The sequence below is a fragment of the Neobacillus canaveralius genome, assembly GCF_047237705.1.
Taxonomy (GTDB): domain Bacteria; phylum Bacillota; class Bacilli; order Bacillales; family Cytobacillaceae; genus Neobacillus; species Neobacillus niacini_K.
Map to the genome: position 1 here is coordinate 226,834 of NZ_JBDFLL010000002.1, position 18,455 is coordinate 245,288.

The following is an 18,455-nucleotide window of genomic DNA, read 5'->3' on the forward strand; positions in this document are numbered from 1 at the left end:
CTAGTATGAAAGTTTTTATATTAAAGGTAATCCTACCAACGATAGTGAGCAAACGCTTTGTTTGCTTCTGCCATTTTGTGAGTATCTTCGCGCTTCTTAACAGATGCACCAGCGTTGTTAGCTGCATCCATAATTTCATTCGCTAAACGCTCTTCCATTGTTTTTTCACCGCGAAGACGCGCATAGTTTACTAACCAACGAAGACCAAGAGTTGTACGACGATCAGGACGTACCTCAACTGGTACTTGATAGTTTGCTCCACCTACACGGCGAGCTCTTACCTCTAGTACTGGCATAATATTCTTCATCGCTGCTTCGAAAATTTCCATTGGCTCTTTGCCAGAGCGTTCACGGATTGTTTCAAATGCAGAGTAAAGAATTTCTTGTGATTTACCTCTTTTACCGTCAACCATCATTTTGTTGATTAGACGAGTAACTAATTTTGAATTGTAAAGTGGATCTGGTAACACGTCTCTTTTTGCTACAGGACCTTTACGTGGCATTTAATTTCCTCCTTTCAAACAAGCTTTCTATTTAAACTGTTTTATTTCTTAGCTGCTTTTGGTCTCTTAGTACCATATTTAGAACGACCTTGCATACGGTTGTTAACCCCAGCCGTATCAAGAGCACCACGTACGATGTGATAACGTACCCCCGGTAAATCCTTTACACGTCCTCCACGAATAAGAACAACACTGTGTTCTTGAAGGTTGTGGCCGATACCAGGAATGTATGCGGTCACCTCAATACCGTTTGTCAAACGTACACGAGCATATTTACGTAACGCTGAGTTCGGTTTCTTTGGAGTCATTGTACCAACACGAGTACATACTCCGCGTTTTTGTGGTGAAGTTACATTTGTTTGTGATTTTTTGAAGCTGTTGTAACCTTTGTTAAGCGCAGGTGATTTTGACTTTTCCTCTTTAGATTGACGAGGCTTGCGCACTAATTGGTTAATAGTTGGCATGTTACTTTTCCTCCCTTCATTATTTGTAAGCCCACACATCCAGGTGGTTCATTTTTGTGCAAAAACAAAGTTCTTGCAGATCTTCTATCTACAAAAACAGTTTTTAACGGATAATTACTACAGTTGAAGCACCAACTTCTATTCCACATGCTTTCCCGAGTTTTTTCATCGAGTCAACATAGATAATCGGAATGTTCAATTCTTGAGCAAGTTTCACTACCGCCGCTGTAACATTTGTTTCAGCATCACTTGCAATGATCAGCTCACAAGAATACCCATCCTTTAGTACTTTAACTGCTTGTTTAGTTCCTATAACAATCTTAGTTGCCTGGTATACTTTTTCATAAGACATTTTTCATATCCTCCAAAGTATCAGGTGAATAGGAGCACCTTTGATATAGTAACATCTTCTAAAATAGAAGTCAACAAAACTTAAAATTATTTTTTCTGAAGAATTTTCCATAAAATGCGGTACCTGCAAAAAAAGCAAGTACCGCCTGGATTATTTAATCGATAGCAACTGTTTCTTCAGAAGTTGTATCTCTTAAAACTGGTTCAGCCTTACGGTATCTTTGCATACCTGTTCCAGCTGGAACTAGTTTACCAATAATAACATTTTCTTTTAAGCCAAGTAATTCATCGCGCTTGCCTTTGATTGCAGCATCTGTAAGAACTCTTGTAGTTTCTTGGAAAGATGCAGCAGACAGGAATGAATCTGTTTCAAGTGATGCTTTCGTAATACCAAGCAATACTGGACGTCCAGTAGCTGGTAATTTACCGGCTAACAATGCTTTTTCGTTTGCATCTGTGAATTGATGAATATCTAAAAGTGTACCAGGAAGTACATCCGTTTCACCTGCATCACTTACACGAACCTTACGCATCATTTGTCGAACCATTACCTCAACGTGCTTATCACCGATTTCAACACCCTGCATACGGTAAACCTTTTGAACTTCGCGTAGCAGATACTCTTGAACAGCATTAACGTCTTTTACCTTGATTAACTCTTTAGGGTCAATAGAACCTTCAGTTAATTCCTGACCACGTGCAACCTGGTCATTAACGGCAACTTTCAAGCGTGCTGTATACGGAGCATTATAAGTACGTGATTCAATATCACCTTGAACAATAATTTCATGCTGGCGATCACGACCTTCATTAATACCGACAACCACACCATCAATCTCAGAAATTACTGCAACCCCTTTAGGATTACGCGCTTCGAAAATTTCTTGAATACGCGGTAAACCTTGAGTGATATCGTCTCCTGCAACCCCACCTGTATGGAATGTACGCATTGTTAACTGTGTACCAGGTTCACCAATTGATTGGGCTGCAATGATACCAACTGCTTCCCCAACTTCAACTTCTTGACCTGTAGCCAAGTTACGGCCATAACACTTCTTGCATACACCATGACGGGTATTACATGTAAATGCAGAGCGAATTTTAACCTCTTCAATTCCTACACCAACGATTGTTTCAGCAAGATCTTCAGTGATAAGTCCATTTTCAGGAACTAACACTTCTTTCGTTTCAGGATGTCTAATTGGGTTACGAGCATGACGGCCAATTAAGCGTTCATCCAATCCTTCGATAACCTCGGTACCGTCTTTCAATGAACGGATTAATAATCCACGGTCAGTTCCACAATCATCTTCACGGACAATAACATCTTGAGCTACGTCAACAAGACGACGTGTTAAATAACCAGAGTCAGCTGTTTTCAACGCTGTATCGGCAAGACCTTTACGCGCACCGTGTGTAGAAATAAAGTACTCTAATACGGTCAGACCTTCACGGAAACTTGATTTGATCGGTAATTCGATGATACGTCCAGCCGGGTTGGCCATCAATCCACGCATACCAGCAAGCTGTGTAAAGTTTGACGCGTTACCACGGGCTCCGGAGTCACTCATCATGAAAATTGGATTCGTTTTATTCAACGATTTCATCAGTTTTCCTTGAATGGTATCCTTCGCTGCACTCCAAATAGCAATGACACGATCATAACGTTCGTCTTCAGTAATTAATCCACGACGGAACTGCTTCATAACGTTATCAACCTTGCTTTGTGCCTCATGTAAGATTTCTTGCTTTTCCGGTAATACCACGATATCAGCAACACCGACAGTAATACCTGCTTTTGTAGAATATTTAAATCCTAGGTCCTTCATTCGGTCTAGCATTTTAGACGTTTCAGTAATTTTGAATCGCTTAAATACTTCGGCGATGATATTACCAAGGATTTTCTTCTTGAACGGATCCACTAACGGCATTTCTTTAATTCTAGCTCTAACATCTTCACCTTTTTCAACAAAATAATTTGCAGGTGTTTCAACTTCTAAATTCTGTCTTGTTGGTTCGTTAATATATGGGAAAGATTTCGGAAGAATTTCATTAAAAATAAGTTTTCCTACCGTAGTAATCAATAACTTATTATTTTGTTCTTCTGTCAACGTTTCATTTCCTAATGAACCAGCATGGACAGCAACACGAGTGTGCAGATGAACATAGCCATTTTGATAAGCAACTAATGCCTCGTTAGTATCTTTAAAAATCATACCCTCTCCGACAGCGCCTTCTCTCTCAAGAGTTAAGTAATAGTTACCTAGTACCATATCTTGGGATGGTGTAACAACAGGCTTTCCATCTTTAGGGTTCAAGATATTTTGAGCTGCAAGCATTAAAAGTCTAGCTTCTGCTTGCGCTTCAGACGAAAGCGGAACGTGAACAGCCATTTGGTCACCATCAAAGTCCGCATTGTATGCAGTACATACAAGAGGGTGAAGGCGAATCGCTCTTCCTTCAACAAGTGTAGGTTCAAATGCCTGAATTCCAAGTCTATGAAGTGTTGGGGCACGGTTTAATAAAACTGGGTGCTCACGAATAACATCTTCAAGTACATCCCATACCTCAGGAGATACTCTTTCAATCTTACGTTTTGCAGATTTAATGTTATGGGCTAACCCTTTTTCTACTAATTCCTTCATAACGAATGGCTTAAATAACTCAAGAGCCATTTCCTTTGGAAGACCACATTGGTACATTTTTAAGTTTGGACCAACTACAATAACAGAACGGCCAGAATAGTCAACACGTTTTCCTAGTAAGTTTTGACGGAAACGACCTTGCTTTCCTTTTAACATATGAGAAAGTGACTTTAACGGACGGTTACCTGGACCAGTTACTGGACGGCCGCGACGACCGTTATCAATTAACGCATCTACTGCTTCTTGAAGCATACGCTTTTCGTTTTGAACAATAATACTCGGTGCACCAAGATCCAACAAACGCTTTAGACGATTATTCCGGTTGATCACTCGTCGGTATAGATCGTTTAAATCAGATGTTGCAAATCTTCCCCCATCCAACTGTACCATTGGACGAAGTTCTGGAGGGATGACAGGAAGAACATCAAGAATCATCCATGATGGCTCATTTCCAGAGTTTCGGAATGCTTCCAACACTTCAAGGCGTTTAATCGCACGAGTACGACGCTGACCTTGAGCTGATTTTAACTCTTCTTTTAATGCATCAACCTCTTTATTTAAATCAATATCAGAAAGAAGCTTTTTAATCGCTTCAGCACCCATGGCAGCTTGGAATTTATTACCGTACTTTTCGCGGTATGCACGATATTCTTTTTCTGATAAAAGTTGCTTCTTATCAAGAGCTGTATCTCCTGATTCTGTTACAACATAGGAAGCAAAATAAATAATTTCCTCTAACGCCCTAGGAGACATGTCTAAAACTAGTCCCATACGGCTAGGAATGCCTTTAAAATACCAAATATGAGAGACAGGAGCTGCAAGCTCAATATGCCCCATACGTTCACGACGAACCTTTGCACGTGTTACTTCAACACCGCATCGGTCACACACTACACCTTTGTAACGGACACGTTTATATTTTCCACAGTGACATTCCCAGTCCTTTGTAGGACCAAAAATCCTTTCGCAGAATAAACCATCCTTTTCAGGCTTTAATGTACGATAGTTAATGGTTTCTGGTTTTTTCACTTCTCCAAAAGACCAAGAACGGATTTTATCTGGTGATGCCAAACCAATCTTCATATACTCAAAATTATTAACATCAAGCAAGGGGCCTACCTCCCTTTCTATCTAGACAATCATTAGCTGAAAGCGCAACGTGCGCTTTCAGCTAAGTCTTATTCCTTTGAACCAACCTTCTCAGATTCAAATGTTTGTGTTTCTGGAGCAATATTTAATGTATCGACTTGCTGTAAGTCATCTTCATCTTCCGTATCGCGCATTTCAATTTCTTTTTCATCACCTGAAAGGATTTTCACATCCATTCCAAGACTCTGAAGTTCTTTAATTAATACTTTGAATGATTCAGGAACACCTGGTTCCGGGACATTTTCGCCTTTTACAATCGCTTCATATGTTTTCACACGACCAACAACGTCATCTGATTTAACAGTCAGAATTTCTTGAAGTGTGTACGCAGCACCGTAAGCTTCAAGCGCCCAAACCTCCATCTCACCAAAACGCTGACCGCCAAATTGTGCTTTACCGCCAAGTGGCTGCTGGGTTACAAGTGAGTAAGGTCCAGTTGAACGTGCATGTAATTTATCATCAACCATGTGTGCAAGTTTAATCATATACATAACGCCAACAGACACACGATTATCAAACGGTTCACCAGTACGACCATCATATAATACAGTTTTTGCATCATTAGCCATACCTGCTTCTTCAATTGTTCCCCAAACATCTTCCTCACGCGCACCATCAAATACTGGTGAAGCAACATGGATTCCAAGTGCTCTAGCAGCCATACCTAAGTGAAGCTCAAGCACCTGTCCGATGTTCATACGTGAAGGAACCCCTAAAGGATTTAACATAATGTCAATTGGCGTACCGTCTGGTAAATATGGCATATCTTCTTCTGGCAATATTCGGGATATAACCCCTTTGTTACCATGACGACCAGCCATCTTATCCCCTTCATGAATCTTACGCTTCTGAACAATATAGACGCGAACTAGCTGATTCACTCCTGGTGGCAATTCATCGCCGTCTTCACGATTAAAGACCTTAACATCAAGTACAATACCGCCACCGCCATGCGGAACTCTTAGTGAAGTATCACGAACTTCTCGTGCTTTTTCACCAAAGATAGCGTGTAGTAATCTTTCTTCTGCAGTTAGTTCCGTAACTCCTTTAGGTGTTACTTTACCAACTAGCAAGTCACCATCTTTTACTTCTGCACCCGTACGGATAATTCCACGTTCATCCAAATTGCGAAGAGCATCTTCACCTACATTTGGAATATCACGTGTGATTTCTTCTGGTCCAAGCTTTGTATCACGAGACTCTGATTCATATTCTTCAATATGAATAGAAGTATAAACATCATCTTTTACAAGGCGTTCACTCATAATAATCGCATCTTCATAGTTGTATCCATCCCAGTTAACGAAACCAACTAAAACGTTACGACCTAGAGCTAGTTCTCCAAGTTCCATAGAAGGACCGTCCGCTAGAATCTCACCTTTTGTTACGTGGTTACCCACCGCAACAATTGGGCGTTGATTATAACAAGTACCTTGGTTAGAACGAATGAATTTCAACATTTTATATTTATCAAGGTCACCTTTAACTTCTTGACCATCGACAGTATTAATACGACGCACCCAAACTTCACGTGCCTCAACATGCTCAACGATTCCTTCATGTTTACAGATAACTGCTGCTCCGGAGTCTTTACCAGAAACATATTCCATTCCTGTTCCAACTCTTGGTGCTTCCGGCTGCAAAAGCGGCACGGCTTGACGCTGCATGTTCGCACCCATCAACGCACGGTTTGAGTCATCATTTTCTAAGAACGGAATACAAGCTGTCGCTGCAGAAACTACTTGTTTAGGAGATACATCCATATAGTCGATACGGTCACGTTTTACAACAGTGTTTTCACCACGGAAACGCGCAACAACATCTTCATCGATGAATGTACCGTCGTCACCAAGTCGAGAGTTCGCCTGTGCCACAACATAGTTGTCCTCTTCATCAGCTGTTAAATAATCAATTCGGCTTGTAACTTTCCCAGTATCAGGGTCAATTCGGCGATATGGAGTTTCAATAAAGCCAAAACGATTAACCTTCGCAAATGATGAAAGTGAGTTGATCAAACCAATGTTTGGTCCCTCAGGCGTTTCAATTGGACACATACGGCCATAGTGGGAATAGTGAACGTCACGTACTTCAAATCCTGCACGTTCACGTGTTAGTCCACCAGGTCCTAACGCAGATAAACGACGCTTATGAGTTAATTCCGCAAGCGGGTTTGTTTGGTCCATAAATTGCGATAACTGGGAGCTTCCGAAGAACTCTTTTATTGACGCAATAACTGGACGAATGTTAATTAACTGCTGTGGTGTGATTGTAGCAGTATCTTGAATCGACATTCTTTCACGAACCACACGTTCCATACGGGACAAACCAATACGGAATTGATTTTGCAGCAATTCACCAACAGAACGTAGACGTCTGTTTCCTAAATGGTCAATATCGTCTGTATCACCAACACCATGCAATAAGTTAAAGAAATAACTGATTGAAGAAATAATGTCAGCAGGTGTAATATTTTTAATTGGCTCTGCAACATAGGCATTGCCTAGAACATTGATTACTTTTTCACCATCGTCATTTGGTGCATAGATTTTAATTCCTTGAAGAATGATTTCTTCCTCAACTACACCGCCGACAGGATTAAAGCCCTTGAAGTTAACATCCTTTTCGAGAGCAGGGATAATTCTGTCAAGGTTTCTACGATCTAGAACCGTGCCTTTTTCTGCAATAATTTCACCTGTCTCAGGATCAACAAGAGATTCAGCCAAACGCTGGTTAAATAAACGATTTTTAATATGAAGCTTTTTGTTAATTTTATAACGACCTACATTTGCTAAATCATATCTTTTTGGATCAAAAAATCTTGATACCAATAAGCTCTTTGCATTATCTACAGTTGGAGGTTCACCTGGGCGAAGACGCTCATAAATTTCCAGAAGCGCTTTTTCTACTCCCTCAGTGTTGTCCTTTTCAAGAGTATTTCGAATGTACTCATTGTCTCCAATCAATTCAATGATTTCTTGATCAGATCCGAAGCCAAGTGCACGCAAAAGAACCGTAACGGGCAGTTTCCGAGTACGATCTATCCTGACATATACGACATCTTTGGCGTCAGTTTCATATTCCAGCCAAGCGCCGCGGTTCGGAATTACTGTAGCAGTAAATCCTTTTTTTCCGTTTTTATCAAGTTTTCCACTAAAGTATACGCTCGGTGAACGTACTAACTGAGAAACGATAACACGTTCTGCCCCGTTAATGACAAACGTACCCGTTTCCGTCATGAGTGGAAAATCACCCATAAAAACATCTTGATCTTTTACTTCGCCTGTTTCTTTGTTTACAAGACGTACTTTAACACGCAATGGTGCAGAATATGTAACATCCCGCTCTTTCGATTCCGCAACAGAATACTTTGGTTCGCCAAGGCTGTAATCAATAAATTCTAGTGATAGGTTACCAGTAAAGTCTTCAATCGGTGAAATATCCTGGAACATTTCACGCAAACCCTCATCAAGAAACCATTGATATGAAGAGGATTGGATTTCAATTAGATTTGGTAATTCTAAAACTTCACTGATTCGTGCGTAACTTCTTCGTTGGCGGTGTCGTCCATACTGAACTAGTTGACCTGTCAACTGATTCACCCCTCAAATCAAGCGTTTTTATTAAACATATATTTTGGTCTTATGAAAGAACCTCAAGAGGTCCTCCATTAGACAAAAAAAGAAAAAGGGTTTTTATTTCTTAAAAACCACATTTTCACATTTTGACTATTATTTTGTCATCTTTTCCGTCTTAAACTGATTTTATACTTATAAATTAAGTATTTTCAGGAATAAATCGGAAAATATTATGATGGCATTTTATAATGCTAACACACTTGACAAATTCAAGTCAACTATTTTACAGCCTTAATAATAAAATAACCTTTAGACTTGTCAATAGTTTCAACTGTGGTAAATAAATTTTTTAATTTTTCAATCGCAGATGGTGCCCCTTGCTTCTTTTGAATTACAATCCAAAGCTCACCTAGAGGAACTAAATGCTCATAACTTTGCTCAAAAATATCGTGTACTGTTTTTTTACCCGCTCTGATTGGAGGGTTAGTTAAGATAGCTGCAAATTTAAATTCCTTAACATTTACCAATGTATCACTTTCATAAATATCGACATTATGGACCGAATTTTGCACAGCATTCGCTCTTGCCAGATCAATCGCCCGTCCGTTAACATCAATCATATGTACATGTCGGTCCGGATAACTTTTGGCAAGCGAAAGTCCAATAGGACCATAACCACAGCCAACATCAAGAACAGGTCCTTCTACACTTGGTAATTCAAAAACTTCTATTAATAAGCGGGAGCCAAAATCTACTTCCTTCTTAGAAAATACTCCGTTATCTGTTTTAAAACGGAATAGCTGATCCCTTAAGGTAAAGTCCCAATATTTTGGATCACTTTCAACCTTTTGGGTGCGAGAATAGTAATGCTCAGACAATAAGCTCACCTCCTGAGGAGTGTTGATTAATGAGGTTACCAAGGGGAAAAAATCTAATATCTAGCGGATGCGCCAAGGCGCTCCCGCTATTAAGATAGCGAAAAAAAGCCCGCTTATACAGCGAGCTTTTTTATCAGTTTATTACTTAACTTCAACGTTAGCTCCAACTTCAGCAAGTTTAGCTTTAAGTTCTTCAGCTTCTTCTTTAGATACGCCTTCTTTAACAGCTTTTGGAGTGTTGTCAACAAGATCTTTTGCTTCTTTAAGACCAAGACCAGTGATTTCACGAACAACTTTGATAACTTTGATTTTTTGATCGCCAGCGCTAGCTAGGATTACGTCAAATTCAGTTTGCTCTTCAACAGCCGCTACAGCCGCTCCGCCCATTGCTACTGGTGCAGCAGCAGTTACGCCGAATTCTTCTTCGATTGCTTTTACTAGATCGTTAAGTTCTAAAACAGTCATAGATTTAACTGCTTCAATGATTTGTTCTTTAGTCATTTTAATGTTCCTCCTTAGTTTTCATTCCATAATGGTTAAGCGATAAGTTTGTCCAGCTTCTGCTTTTCAGTTAACTTACGCGCCTTGTTCTTCTTTTTGTTCTGCAACTGCTTTTGTAGCAAGAGCAAGGTTGCGGATTGGAGCTTGTAGTACGCTGAGTAGCATAGAAAGCAAGCCTTCGCGTGATGGTAGTTCTGCAAGAGCTTTAACCTCTTCAACAGTTGCTACATTGCCTTCGATTACACCAGCTTTAATTTCAAGTGCATCGTGCTTTTTAGCAAAGTCGTTAAGAATTTTTGCTGGAGCTACTACATCTTCCGTACTGAACGCAATAGCGTTCGGACCAGTTAATGCTGCGTTTAACTCTGAAAGTTCAGCTGCATCAGCTGCACGGCGAGTCATAGAGTTTTTGTAAACTTTGAAGTCGATACCAGCTTCACGAAGTTGCTTACGAAGTTCAGTTACTTCAGCAACAGTTAGCCCACGGTAGTCAACTACGATTGTTGAAACACTAGCTTTTAACTTAGCTGTAATTTCATCAACGATTTGAACCTTTTGTTCGATTGCGCTGCTCATCTTTACACCTCCTGTAGATTCTCTACATTTATACCAGGCAAAGTAAAACCTCCACATCAAAAGTCAGACATGGAGGTGCATACAATAGCCGAAGATTTCAGCCAATTCTATCGCATTACCTCGGCAGGGAATTAAGCGTAAACGCACCTGCTGTCTTCAGTACAAATGTTTTATTTAAACAACAAAATAGATTATATAAAATAGATCTATAATTGTCAATTGGTAATAAATTACTTAACTGTAACTGATGAAGGATCAACCTTCACGCCAGGACCCATTGTTGAAGTAACGGTTACGTTCTTCATATAAGTACCTTTCGCAGCTGCAGGCTTAACTTTCAACATTGTATCGAATATAGTTTTGAAGTTCTCAACAAGTTTTTCGTTTTCGAAAGATGACTTACCGATTGGAACGTGGATATTTCCAGCTTTATCAACACGGTATTCAACTTTACCTGCTTTAATTTCATTAATCGCTCTCGTTACATCAAATGTTACTGTACCAGTTTTAGGGTTTGGCATTAAACCTTTTGGTCCTAATGTACGACCAAGTTTACCAACTTCACCCATCATGTCAGGAGTAGCTACGATTACATCAAATTCAAACCAACCTTGTTGGATTTTAGTGATGTATTCTGCATCGCCAACATAATCTGCACCAGCAGCTTCTGCTTCTTTCACTTTTTCACCCTTAGCAAATACTAATACGCGTTGAGTCTTACCTGTTCCATTCGGAAGTACGACTGCACCACGAATTTGTTGGTCAGCTTTCTTAGGGTCTACTCCTAAACGGAATGCAACTTCAAGTGTCGCATCAAATTTAGCAAAGTTTGTTTGCTTCGCAAGTTCAATTGCTTCAGCAACCGGGTAAGCTTTTGTATTATCAACAAGCTTAGCAGCTTCTAAATACTTTTTACCTTTTTTAGCCATTTTTATTTCCTCCTAGATTGTGGTTTTAACGTTTAATAACTCCCACTTATTAAAGCGGAGGCGCCTTGTCCAGCCCCGACAGGCATAAGACGAGCCGGCTGGAAGGTTGTTCTTTAACCTTCTGGACGGATTGGCTTATGACCCCGAGGGGCTAGGCGCCGCAGCTAGTCACGAATAAAGGTTGCGCTAGTAACGCAACCCCCTTCATTACAAAAAACAGTTTGCATGGATTAGTCTTCGATAACGATTCCCATGCTGCGAGCAGTACCTTCAACCATGCGCATTGCTGCTTCAACGCTTGCAGCGTTTAGGTCAGGCATTTTCTGTTCCGCAATCTCGCGTACTGTATTACGCTTAACTGTTGCTACCTTATTACGGTTTGGTTCACCAGAACCAGACTGGATTCCAGCTGCTACTTTCAAAAGAACTGCAGCAGGAGGAGTTTTCGTAATAAATGTAAATGAACGGTCTTCAAAAACCGTAATTTCAACAGGAATGATTAATCCAGCTTGATCTGCTGTACGAGCGTTAAATTCTTTACAGAATCCCATGATATTAACACCGGCTTGACCTAATGCAGGTCCAACTGGTGGTGCAGGATTCGCTTTCCCAGCAGGGATTTGTAATTTAACAACTTTAATTACTTTTTTAGCCACGAGACACACCTCCTTAAAGTCCGTGATGTGGTAATAGGGTTTTTGCCCTCCCACTCAGGTATCTGTCTTTATATAAAGATAAAGATCTTATCAAAAGTCTAGTCTCAAAAGAGACATACTGACCTATGAAATATTACCACTTTTTAAAAGTGATTTCAAGTTTTTTTCAATTTCCAATTAATATTTCTTTATTTTATAGCTTTTCAATCTGTGTGAATTCTAGTTCTACCGGGGTGTCACGGCCAAACATATTAACAAGAACTTTTAGTTTTGCCTTGTCTTTATCCATTTCTTCCACTGTCCCTGTAAAGTTTGTAAATGGACCTTCCTTCACACGTACAGTTTCTCCAATTTCATAATTAACATCGATGCGTTTTTCATCGACACCCATGCGTTTTAGAATTCCAACAACTTCTTCGGGAAGAAGTGGAGTAGGTTTTGATCCTGCACCAGCGGAACCAACAAACCCTGTTACACCAGGAGTATTTCGTACTACGTACCATGAATCATCTGTCATTACGATTTCAACAAGTACATAGCCAGGGAATACTTTTCGCTTAACTACCTTCGTTTTCCCGTTTTTTATTTCAGTTTCTTCTTCTTCAGGAACAACAACTCTAAATATCTTATCTGTCATACCCATTGATTCAACACGTTTTTCTAGATTTGCTTTTACTTTATTCTCATAACCTGAGTAAGTATGTAATACATACCAATTCTTTTCCATTCAAGAGGACTAAACGTCCATCCCTCCCCGTACTTTATAGTAATGCTGTTGATTTGCGCTCCGGGCACTTCGCTTTCCGCAGGCGTTGCGGTGAGCCTCCTCGGCGCGAGCGCCTGTGGGGTCTCACCTGCTCCGTACTCCTGCAGGAGTCTTCGTGCCCTCCGCGCAAATCAACAGCGTGCCAATATCAACATTTGCTTTAAAATAACTTTCTAGACAAATGAAAAAACCCGTAAAACGGGCTTTACATAAAATTTCCTGTATTAGTTACCATTATACCATGAAATATCTTTTATTATTCAAGAATAAGTCGAATCAATTTTGAAATGCCTAAATCTAGGACACCAAAAAACAATGCGAAGAAAGCAACTGTTGAGAAAACCGTAATAGTATAGCGTGTTAGTTCTTTACGTTTTGGCCAACTAACTTTTCTCATTTCACGGAAAATATCACTGAAGAATTTCTTTAAGCGTTGCATATCTATAACCCTCCAACTATCGGAATAACATTGCTAGTATAGACTAAACTTATTTTGTTTCTTTGTGGATTGTATGGGAGGCGCATGTTTTGCAATACTTTTTTAATTCCAATCGTTCTGATTGCAACTGGTTTGCATGGGTGGAGTAATTACGTGAACCACATTCAGCACATGCCAGAATAATCTTTTTACTCATCAAAAACACCTTCATCATCCATCTAATATATCTTTAAAAATGTAACATGCGTCCTAATTATTGTCAACAGCATGTGTTAGCGGATTCATATATTTGTCATTGTCTCAAAATTAAAGGCTAAATTCTCTAATTTCTAAATATCGTTCTAATTTCCTTTTCACGCGCTGTAGGGCATTATCAATCGATTTTACATGACGGTTCAGTTCTTCTGATATTTCTTGGTACGATTGTCCATCGAGATACAGTGCCAATACCTTCCGTTCTAGGTCGCTTAATAATTCAGTCATTTTTACTTCAATGTGATCAAATTCTTCCTGGTTTATAATCAATTCTTCCGGGTCAAGAACCTTTGCGCCGGATAGGACGTCCATAAGGGTGCGGTCCGATTCTTCATCATAGATAGGCTTGTCCAATGATACATAGGAATTCAGCGGTATATGCTTTTGCCTTGTTGCAGTTTTGATAGCAGTAATGATTTGTCTGGTAATGCACAACTCTGCAAACGCTTTAAAAGATGTGAGTTTGTCCTCACGGAAATCACGGATAGCCTTATATAGCCCTATCATTCCTTCTTGAACTATATCTTCCTTATCTGCTCCGATTAGGAAGTAGGATCTGGCCTTTGCACGTACAAAATTACGATATTTGTGAATTAAATAATCAAGTGCCTCACTATTACCTTGGTGCACTAGATCAACAATTTCCTCGTCTTCCATTGAAAAAAATAGCTCGTTGCCTTTTTCCCCGAAGTCTGTACCCAATTAAGATCCCCCTCCACCGAACAAGCATAGATAGTATTATTATACTGTCCGTAACTTTTGAACGTCAACGCTTACTTTTGACCTCTGCGCCATTTTTCAAAAATTTCTGCCACTTCGCTACTAATCGGTATTTTCGAGACTGGTCTTTTTTCTTGAATTTTTTTTACCTTTTTTTCGATTCCTTTTTCTATCGAAGACATCTCTATAAGCAATTCTCTTGCAGACTTTCTTAGAGCGCCTTGTCCAAAAATCGCCCATTGCTCTGTAAAATCGGAAGTAGCCACATGTATTTGCGTTCTACGGTTGTTTAAAGAAATCGCCAACTTTTCAATTCGCTCATCAGCTGTCTCATTTTCTTTTGTAAAAATAACCTCTACTTTATGATTCTTATATTTCTTTTCAGTTCCTTGTACATAGTAGGCGTCAAATACAACAATGACGCGATAGCCTGAAAAAGCTTGGTATTCTGCCATCCTTTCTACTAAGCGGTCCCTAGCCGCAGGCAAATCATGGTCCTTTAATGCCCTTAGCTCAGGCCACGCCCCGATTATGTTATATCCATCGACAAGCAAGATATCCATTTTTATCCCTCTAGAGGATGCCGCCTGCGGTATACCTCATACATTAATAACGCGGCTGCAACAGACGCATTTAATGATGTTACCTTTCCAGCCATCGGCAGGTTAATAAGGAAGTCACATTTATCTCTAACCAGACGGCCCATCCCTTTTCCTTCGCTCCCAATGACAAGACCAAGTGGCAGCGTGCCATCAAATTGGCGATAATCTTGCTTCGCACTCGCGTCCGTACCAGCTATCCAGATACCGCGTTCCTTTAATTCATCTATCGTACGCGCCATATTGGTAACGCGGACAACTGGGATATGCTCAATGGCACCAGTTGAAGCCTTTGCCACTGTTGCCGTTAAGCCAACCGCTCTTCTTTTTGGAATAATAATTCCATGTGCTCCGACTGCGTCTGCAGTTCTCATGATGGAACCAAGATTATGAGGATCCTCAATTTCATCTAATAACAAAAAGAATGGAGATTCGTTTTTCTTCTCTGCAGCTGCAAATAAATCGTCCATTTCTGCGTACTGATACGCTGCTACATAAGCAAGAACCCCTTGATGATTTTCATCAGATATCTGGTCAATTTTTTTCTTTGGGACAAATTGAACGATAACATTGGCTTCTTTTGCTAATTGAATTAACGACTGCATCTGACCGCGCTGTGAAGATTCTGCAATCAAAATCTTATTGATATCCCTTTCGGATCTAAGTGCCTCCATAACAGGATTTTTTCCAATGATATAATCCTTATTTTCGTTCATTCGCTTGTTCCTCCTTTCTTTTCTTCCACAAACTCAAAGGACTTTACGATAAGTTCTTCTAAACGTTCTATTTTCTCGGTTAAATATAAAAAACCCATTAATGCTTCAAATGCAGTGCTATAATGATAGGTTTGGACATCAGTGTTTTTAGGTACAGTGCCCGATTTGGCGTTCCGCCCCCGCTTGACTACCGCAAGCTCCTCCTCTGACAGGAGGTTTTCATCCATCATCCGAAATAGTACCTGGCATTGTGCTTTTGCGGAAACATAGGTTGTCCCCGTGCGGTGTAGATGGTTGGGCTTTACCTTCCCGCTTTGCAGGAGGTGACGTCTGACATATGTCTCATAGACAGCGTCACCCAAATAAGCTAAGGCAAGACTATTCAATTGATTGGCATTTACTTTTTCTTGATAATCAAGCATGAATTAGCCTCTTTTCCATCTCGTACCTTGCGGTGTATCTTCTAAAATAATATTCATTTCCTTTAATTGATCTCTTATTTGATCAGATAGCTGGAAATTACGATCTTTTCGTGCCTGGATTCTTCTTTCAATTAATGCATCTATTTCTTCATCTAGCAATTCTGTTGTTTCAAGCGTCAGACCTAAGACATTGAATAACTCGTTAAATTGTTGGGTGAATTTATCAATTACTTCTACCGCTGTATTTTTTTCTAATAGGTAGTAATTAGCCAGCTTCGATAGATCAAACAAAACGGAAATCGCTTTTGCTGTGTTGAAATCATCGTCCATCGCTTTAATAAACTCATCCTGTAATGCCTCTATCTTCTCTAACCATTCTTGATTATTGTTTGTTAAATTTGTACTTGATTCCTTGCGATGCTGTAGATTCTGATAAGAGGTTGTTAATCGTTCAAAAGCTGCCTTTGTGCTTTCTAACAACTCTTCACTGTAATTAATTGGATTCCGATAATGAACGGATAGCATAAAAAATCGCAAAACTTGCGGATTATGCATTTTGATAATGTCATGTACTAAAACATAGTTTCCAAGCGATTTAGACATTTTTTCATTATCAATATTAATATACCCATTGTGCATCCAGTAACGGGCAAAGGTTTTTCCCGTAAGTGCCTCTGATTGGGCTATTTCATTTTCATGGTGCGGGAACGTTAAATCTTGTCCGCCAGCATGAATATCGATTGTTTCCCCTAAGTATTTTTTTGCCATTGCCGAGCACTCAATATGCCAGCCAGGTCGTCCAATACCCCAAGGACTTTCCCAAAAGATTTCTCCTTCTTTTGCGGCTTTCCATAAGGCAAAGTCCATATCATCTTGTTTCTTCTCACCAACTTCAATTCTGGCCCCAACCTGCAGGTCATCAATTGATTGATGTGAGAGTTTGCCATAATCTTCAAACTTCCTTGTCCGGAAATAAACATCTCCTTCAGATTCATAGGCGTAACCCTTTTTGACCAGTTGATCAATAAAGTCAATAATAATATCCATATTTTCCATGACACGTGGATGGATATCCGCCTTTTTGCAGCCTAATGCCGTTACATCTTCAAAGTAAGCTTCGATGAAACGATCTGCTATGTCTGGAACATCCTCTCCAAGCTGATTAGCAGCACGGATTAATTTATCGTCTACGTCTGTAAAATTTGACACATATTGTATGTCATAACCCCGGTATTCAAAATAACGGCGAACGGTATCAAAAACAATCGCTGGACGAGCATTACCGATATGAATGTAATTATAGACAGTCGGGCCGCAAACATACATTTTTACTTTTCCTTCTTCGAGCGGGACAAATTTTTCTTTCTTACGGCTTAGAGTATTATACAGTTGTATGGTCATTCACTTTATTCCTTTCTTTCTTTAATTTAATTAACTCTGTTCTTAATTCCGTTAGTTCAGCTTGTAAATCCTTAATCCGATCTGCAATAGGGTCAGGTAGATTACAATGGTCTAAATCCTTGCCGATTCGCTTGCCGTCTTGAATTACTATCCGTCCCGGAACGCCAACAACGGTTGAATTCGGCGGCACTTCTTTTAAGACCACTGATCCAGCACCAATCTTAGAATTTTCGCCAATCGTGATAGAACCGAGCACCTTTGCACCTGTTGCAATTAACGCATTATCCTTAATGGTGGGATGACGTTTTCCTTTCTCTTTCCCAGTTCCCCCAAGTGTCACGCCCTGAAACACCGTTACATTATCACCAATTTCACAAGTTTCCCCTATGACAACTCCCATACCGTGGTCAATAAATAATCTCCTGCCTATTTTTGCACCAGGATGGATTTCAATACCTGTGAAAAAGCGACTTATTTGAGAAATGACCCGTGCAAGAAAATAAAACTTTTTCTTAAAGAATGCATGTGCAATTCGGTGGGCCCAGATTGCATGTAAACCTGAATAGGTTAGGATAACTTCTAGGTAACTTCTTGCTGCAGGATCTTGTTCAAAAACAACCGCAATATCCTCCCTCATCCTTTTGAACATTTCATTTCCCCCTTAAATGTAATGAAGCTTCTTGTGTAAAATAATTCCCATATCTTTCTGAAAAAAACAAAAAACGCCTCTGTCATTACGACAGAGACGCGTTCGGCGTGGTTCCACTCTGATTAGATCGATAGGCTTCTAGGAGCTTTCATGATCTCACTCTACCTGTTAACGGAAAGGTTCCGCCCATATCTACACAGATTTTCATCTTTTCAAAATGGGACTCAGAGGTGCATTTTCAAACATGAGAGGCTTAGACCA

19 protein-coding genes and 2 other annotated features (1 of these 21 running past the window's edge) are annotated in these 18,455 nt (G+C 39.9%); all 19 genes read right to left on the minus strand.

Translation table 11 applies throughout. The annotated features are described in order from the left end of the window. Positions 1–32: 32 nt before the first annotated feature. Positions 33–503, minus strand: coding sequence for a 30S ribosomal protein S7 (gene rpsG, locus ABC255_RS29465; protein ID WP_179161264.1), 471 nt, complete (start codon positions 501–503; stop codon positions 33–35). Between the two features lie 41 nt (positions 504–544). Continuing rightward, positions 545–967: a 30S ribosomal protein S12 gene (rpsL, locus tag ABC255_RS29470; RefSeq protein ID WP_034676061.1), complete on the minus strand. Its 423-nt coding sequence runs from the start codon at positions 965–967 to the stop codon at positions 545–547. Between the two features lie 103 nt (positions 968–1,070). Next, complete coding sequence (locus ABC255_RS29475; protein WP_412998811.1) at positions 1,071–1,319, minus strand: 50S ribosomal protein L7ae-like protein; 249 nt, start codon at positions 1,317–1,319, stop codon at positions 1,071–1,073. Positions 1,320–1,473: 154 nt separating this feature from the next. Beyond that, positions 1,474–5,073 (minus strand): DNA-directed RNA polymerase subunit beta', encoded by a 3,600-nt coding sequence (gene rpoC / locus ABC255_RS29480; protein ID WP_412998812.1) that lies wholly within the window; start codon positions 5,071–5,073, stop codon positions 1,474–1,476. 68 nt (positions 5,074–5,141) lie between these two features. Further along, positions 5,142–8,702: a DNA-directed RNA polymerase subunit beta gene (rpoB, locus tag ABC255_RS29485; protein WP_412998813.1), complete on the minus strand. Its 3,561-nt coding sequence runs from the start codon at positions 8,700–8,702 to the stop codon at positions 5,142–5,144. 263 nt (positions 8,703–8,965) lie between these two features. After that, positions 8,966–9,565, minus strand: a complete 600-nt coding sequence (locus ABC255_RS29490) for a class I SAM-dependent methyltransferase (protein WP_412998814.1) — start codon at positions 9,563–9,565, stop codon at positions 8,966–8,968. A 141-nt stretch (positions 9,566–9,706) separates the two neighbouring features. Then, positions 9,707–10,066: a 50S ribosomal protein L7/L12 gene (gene rplL / locus ABC255_RS29495; protein ID WP_335532999.1), complete on the minus strand. Its 360-nt coding sequence runs from the start codon at positions 10,064–10,066 to the stop codon at positions 9,707–9,709. A 75-nt stretch (positions 10,067–10,141) separates the two neighbouring features. Next, positions 10,142–10,642, minus strand: a complete 501-nt coding sequence (gene rplJ, locus ABC255_RS29500) for a 50S ribosomal protein L10 (protein WP_306077300.1) — start codon at positions 10,640–10,642, stop codon at positions 10,142–10,144. Between the two features lie 33 nt (positions 10,643–10,675). Beyond that, positions 10,676–10,820, minus strand: a sequence feature (ribosomal protein L10 leader region). Between the two features lie 52 nt (positions 10,821–10,872). Continuing rightward, a complete protein-coding gene (rplA, locus tag ABC255_RS29505) occupies positions 10,873–11,571 on the minus strand; it encodes a 50S ribosomal protein L1 (RefSeq protein ID WP_335532995.1) in 699 nt (232 codons plus the stop codon). A 230-nt stretch (positions 11,572–11,801) separates the two neighbouring features. Beyond that, positions 11,802–12,227 (minus strand): 50S ribosomal protein L11, encoded by a 426-nt coding sequence (gene rplK / locus ABC255_RS29510; protein WP_026565509.1) that lies wholly within the window; start codon positions 12,225–12,227, stop codon positions 11,802–11,804. 193 nt (positions 12,228–12,420) lie between these two features. Continuing rightward, positions 12,421–12,954: a transcription termination/antitermination protein NusG gene (gene nusG / locus ABC255_RS29515; RefSeq protein ID WP_179603628.1), complete on the minus strand. Its 534-nt coding sequence runs from the start codon at positions 12,952–12,954 to the stop codon at positions 12,421–12,423. 295 nt (positions 12,955–13,249) lie between these two features. Next, the gene (gene secE, locus ABC255_RS29520) at positions 13,250–13,432 is read right to left on the minus strand and encodes a preprotein translocase subunit SecE (RefSeq protein ID WP_179603627.1); all 183 of its coding nucleotides are present in this window, start codon (positions 13,430–13,432) and stop codon (positions 13,250–13,252) included. A gap of 49 nt (positions 13,433–13,481) precedes the next feature. Further along, entirely contained in the window at positions 13,482–13,628 is a 147-nt protein-coding gene (gene rpmG, locus ABC255_RS29525; protein WP_179603667.1) for a 50S ribosomal protein L33, read from the minus strand. A gap of 110 nt (positions 13,629–13,738) precedes the next feature. Next, complete coding sequence (gene sigH / locus ABC255_RS29530) at positions 13,739–14,344, minus strand: RNA polymerase sporulation sigma factor SigH (protein ID WP_052106397.1); 606 nt, start codon at positions 14,342–14,344, stop codon at positions 13,739–13,741. Between the two features lie 116 nt (positions 14,345–14,460). Then, positions 14,461–14,970 carry an NYN domain-containing protein gene (locus ABC255_RS29535; protein WP_412998815.1) on the minus strand — a complete coding sequence of 170 codons (510 nt, stop codon included), beginning with the start codon at positions 14,968–14,970 and terminating at the stop codon, positions 14,461–14,463. Positions 14,971–14,972: 2 nt separating this feature from the next. Further along, positions 14,973–15,722 (minus strand): 23S rRNA (guanosine(2251)-2'-O)-methyltransferase RlmB, encoded by a 750-nt coding sequence (gene rlmB, locus ABC255_RS29540; protein WP_412998816.1) that lies wholly within the window; start codon positions 15,720–15,722, stop codon positions 14,973–14,975. Beyond that, positions 15,719–16,144 carry a Mini-ribonuclease 3 gene (locus tag ABC255_RS29545; protein WP_335532986.1) on the minus strand — a complete coding sequence of 142 codons (426 nt, stop codon included), beginning with the start codon at positions 16,142–16,144 and terminating at the stop codon, positions 15,719–15,721. The genes rlmB and ABC255_RS29545 overlap by 4 nt, the downstream gene beginning before the upstream one ends. 3 nt (positions 16,145–16,147) lie before the next feature. Then, complete coding sequence (gene cysS / locus ABC255_RS29550) at positions 16,148–17,545, minus strand: cysteine--tRNA ligase (RefSeq protein WP_412998817.1); 1,398 nt, start codon at positions 17,543–17,545, stop codon at positions 16,148–16,150. After that, positions 17,526–18,194, minus strand: coding sequence for a serine O-acetyltransferase (cysE, locus tag ABC255_RS29555; protein ID WP_412998818.1), 669 nt, complete (start codon positions 18,192–18,194; stop codon positions 17,526–17,528). Before cysE ends, cysS begins: the two co-directional genes overlap by 20 nt. A gap of 89 nt (positions 18,195–18,283) precedes the next feature. After that, positions 18,284–18,455: a binding site (T-box leader), on the minus strand; it runs 66 nt beyond the window's last position.

Excerpts from the sequence above, each read along its gene's own strand:
- nusG (WP_179603628.1), bottom strand. The coding sequence starts at position 12,954 with ATGGAAAAGAATTGGTATGTATTACATACTTACTCAGGTTATGAGAAT.
- rplL (WP_335532999.1), bottom strand. The coding sequence starts at position 10,066 with ATGACTAAAGAACAAATCATTGAAGCAGTTAAATCTATGACTGTTTTA.
- rplA (WP_335532995.1), bottom strand. The coding sequence starts at position 11,571 with ATGGCTAAAAAAGGTAAAAAGTATTTAGAAGCTGCTAAGCTTGTTGAT.
- rplJ (WP_306077300.1), bottom strand. The coding sequence starts at position 10,642 with ATGAGCAGCGCAATCGAACAAAAGGTTCAAATCGTTGATGAAATTACA.
- rpsG (WP_179161264.1), bottom strand. The coding sequence starts at position 503 with ATGCCACGTAAAGGTCCTGTAGCAAAAAGAGACGTGTTACCAGATCCA.
- cysE (WP_412998818.1), bottom strand. The coding sequence starts at position 18,194 with ATGTTCAAAAGGATGAGGGAGGATATTGCGGTTGTTTTTGAACAAGAT.
- secE (WP_179603627.1), bottom strand. The coding sequence starts at position 13,432 with ATGCAACGCTTAAAGAAATTCTTCAGTGATATTTTCCGTGAAATGAGA.
- rlmB (WP_412998816.1), bottom strand. The coding sequence starts at position 15,722 with ATGAACGAAAATAAGGATTATATCATTGGAAAAAATCCTGTTATGGAG.
- ABC255_RS29475 (WP_412998811.1), bottom strand. The coding sequence starts at position 1,319 with ATGTCTTATGAAAAAGTATACCAGGCAACTAAGATTGTTATAGGAACT.
- rpmG (WP_179603667.1), bottom strand. The coding sequence starts at position 13,628 with ATGAGTAAAAAGATTATTCTGGCATGTGCTGAATGTGGTTCACGTAAT.
- cysS (WP_412998817.1), bottom strand. The coding sequence starts at position 17,545 with ATGACCATACAACTGTATAATACTCTAAGCCGTAAGAAAGAAAAATTT.
- ABC255_RS29545 (WP_335532986.1), bottom strand. The coding sequence starts at position 16,144 with ATGCTTGATTATCAAGAAAAAGTAAATGCCAATCAATTGAATAGTCTT.
- ABC255_RS29535 (WP_412998815.1), bottom strand. The coding sequence starts at position 14,970 with ATGGATATCTTGCTTGTCGATGGATATAACATAATCGGGGCGTGGCCT.
- sigH (WP_052106397.1), bottom strand. The coding sequence starts at position 14,344 with ATGGAAGACGAGGAAATTGTTGATCTAGTGCACCAAGGTAATAGTGAG.
- rpsL (WP_034676061.1), bottom strand. The coding sequence starts at position 967 with ATGCCAACTATTAACCAATTAGTGCGCAAGCCTCGTCAATCTAAAGAG.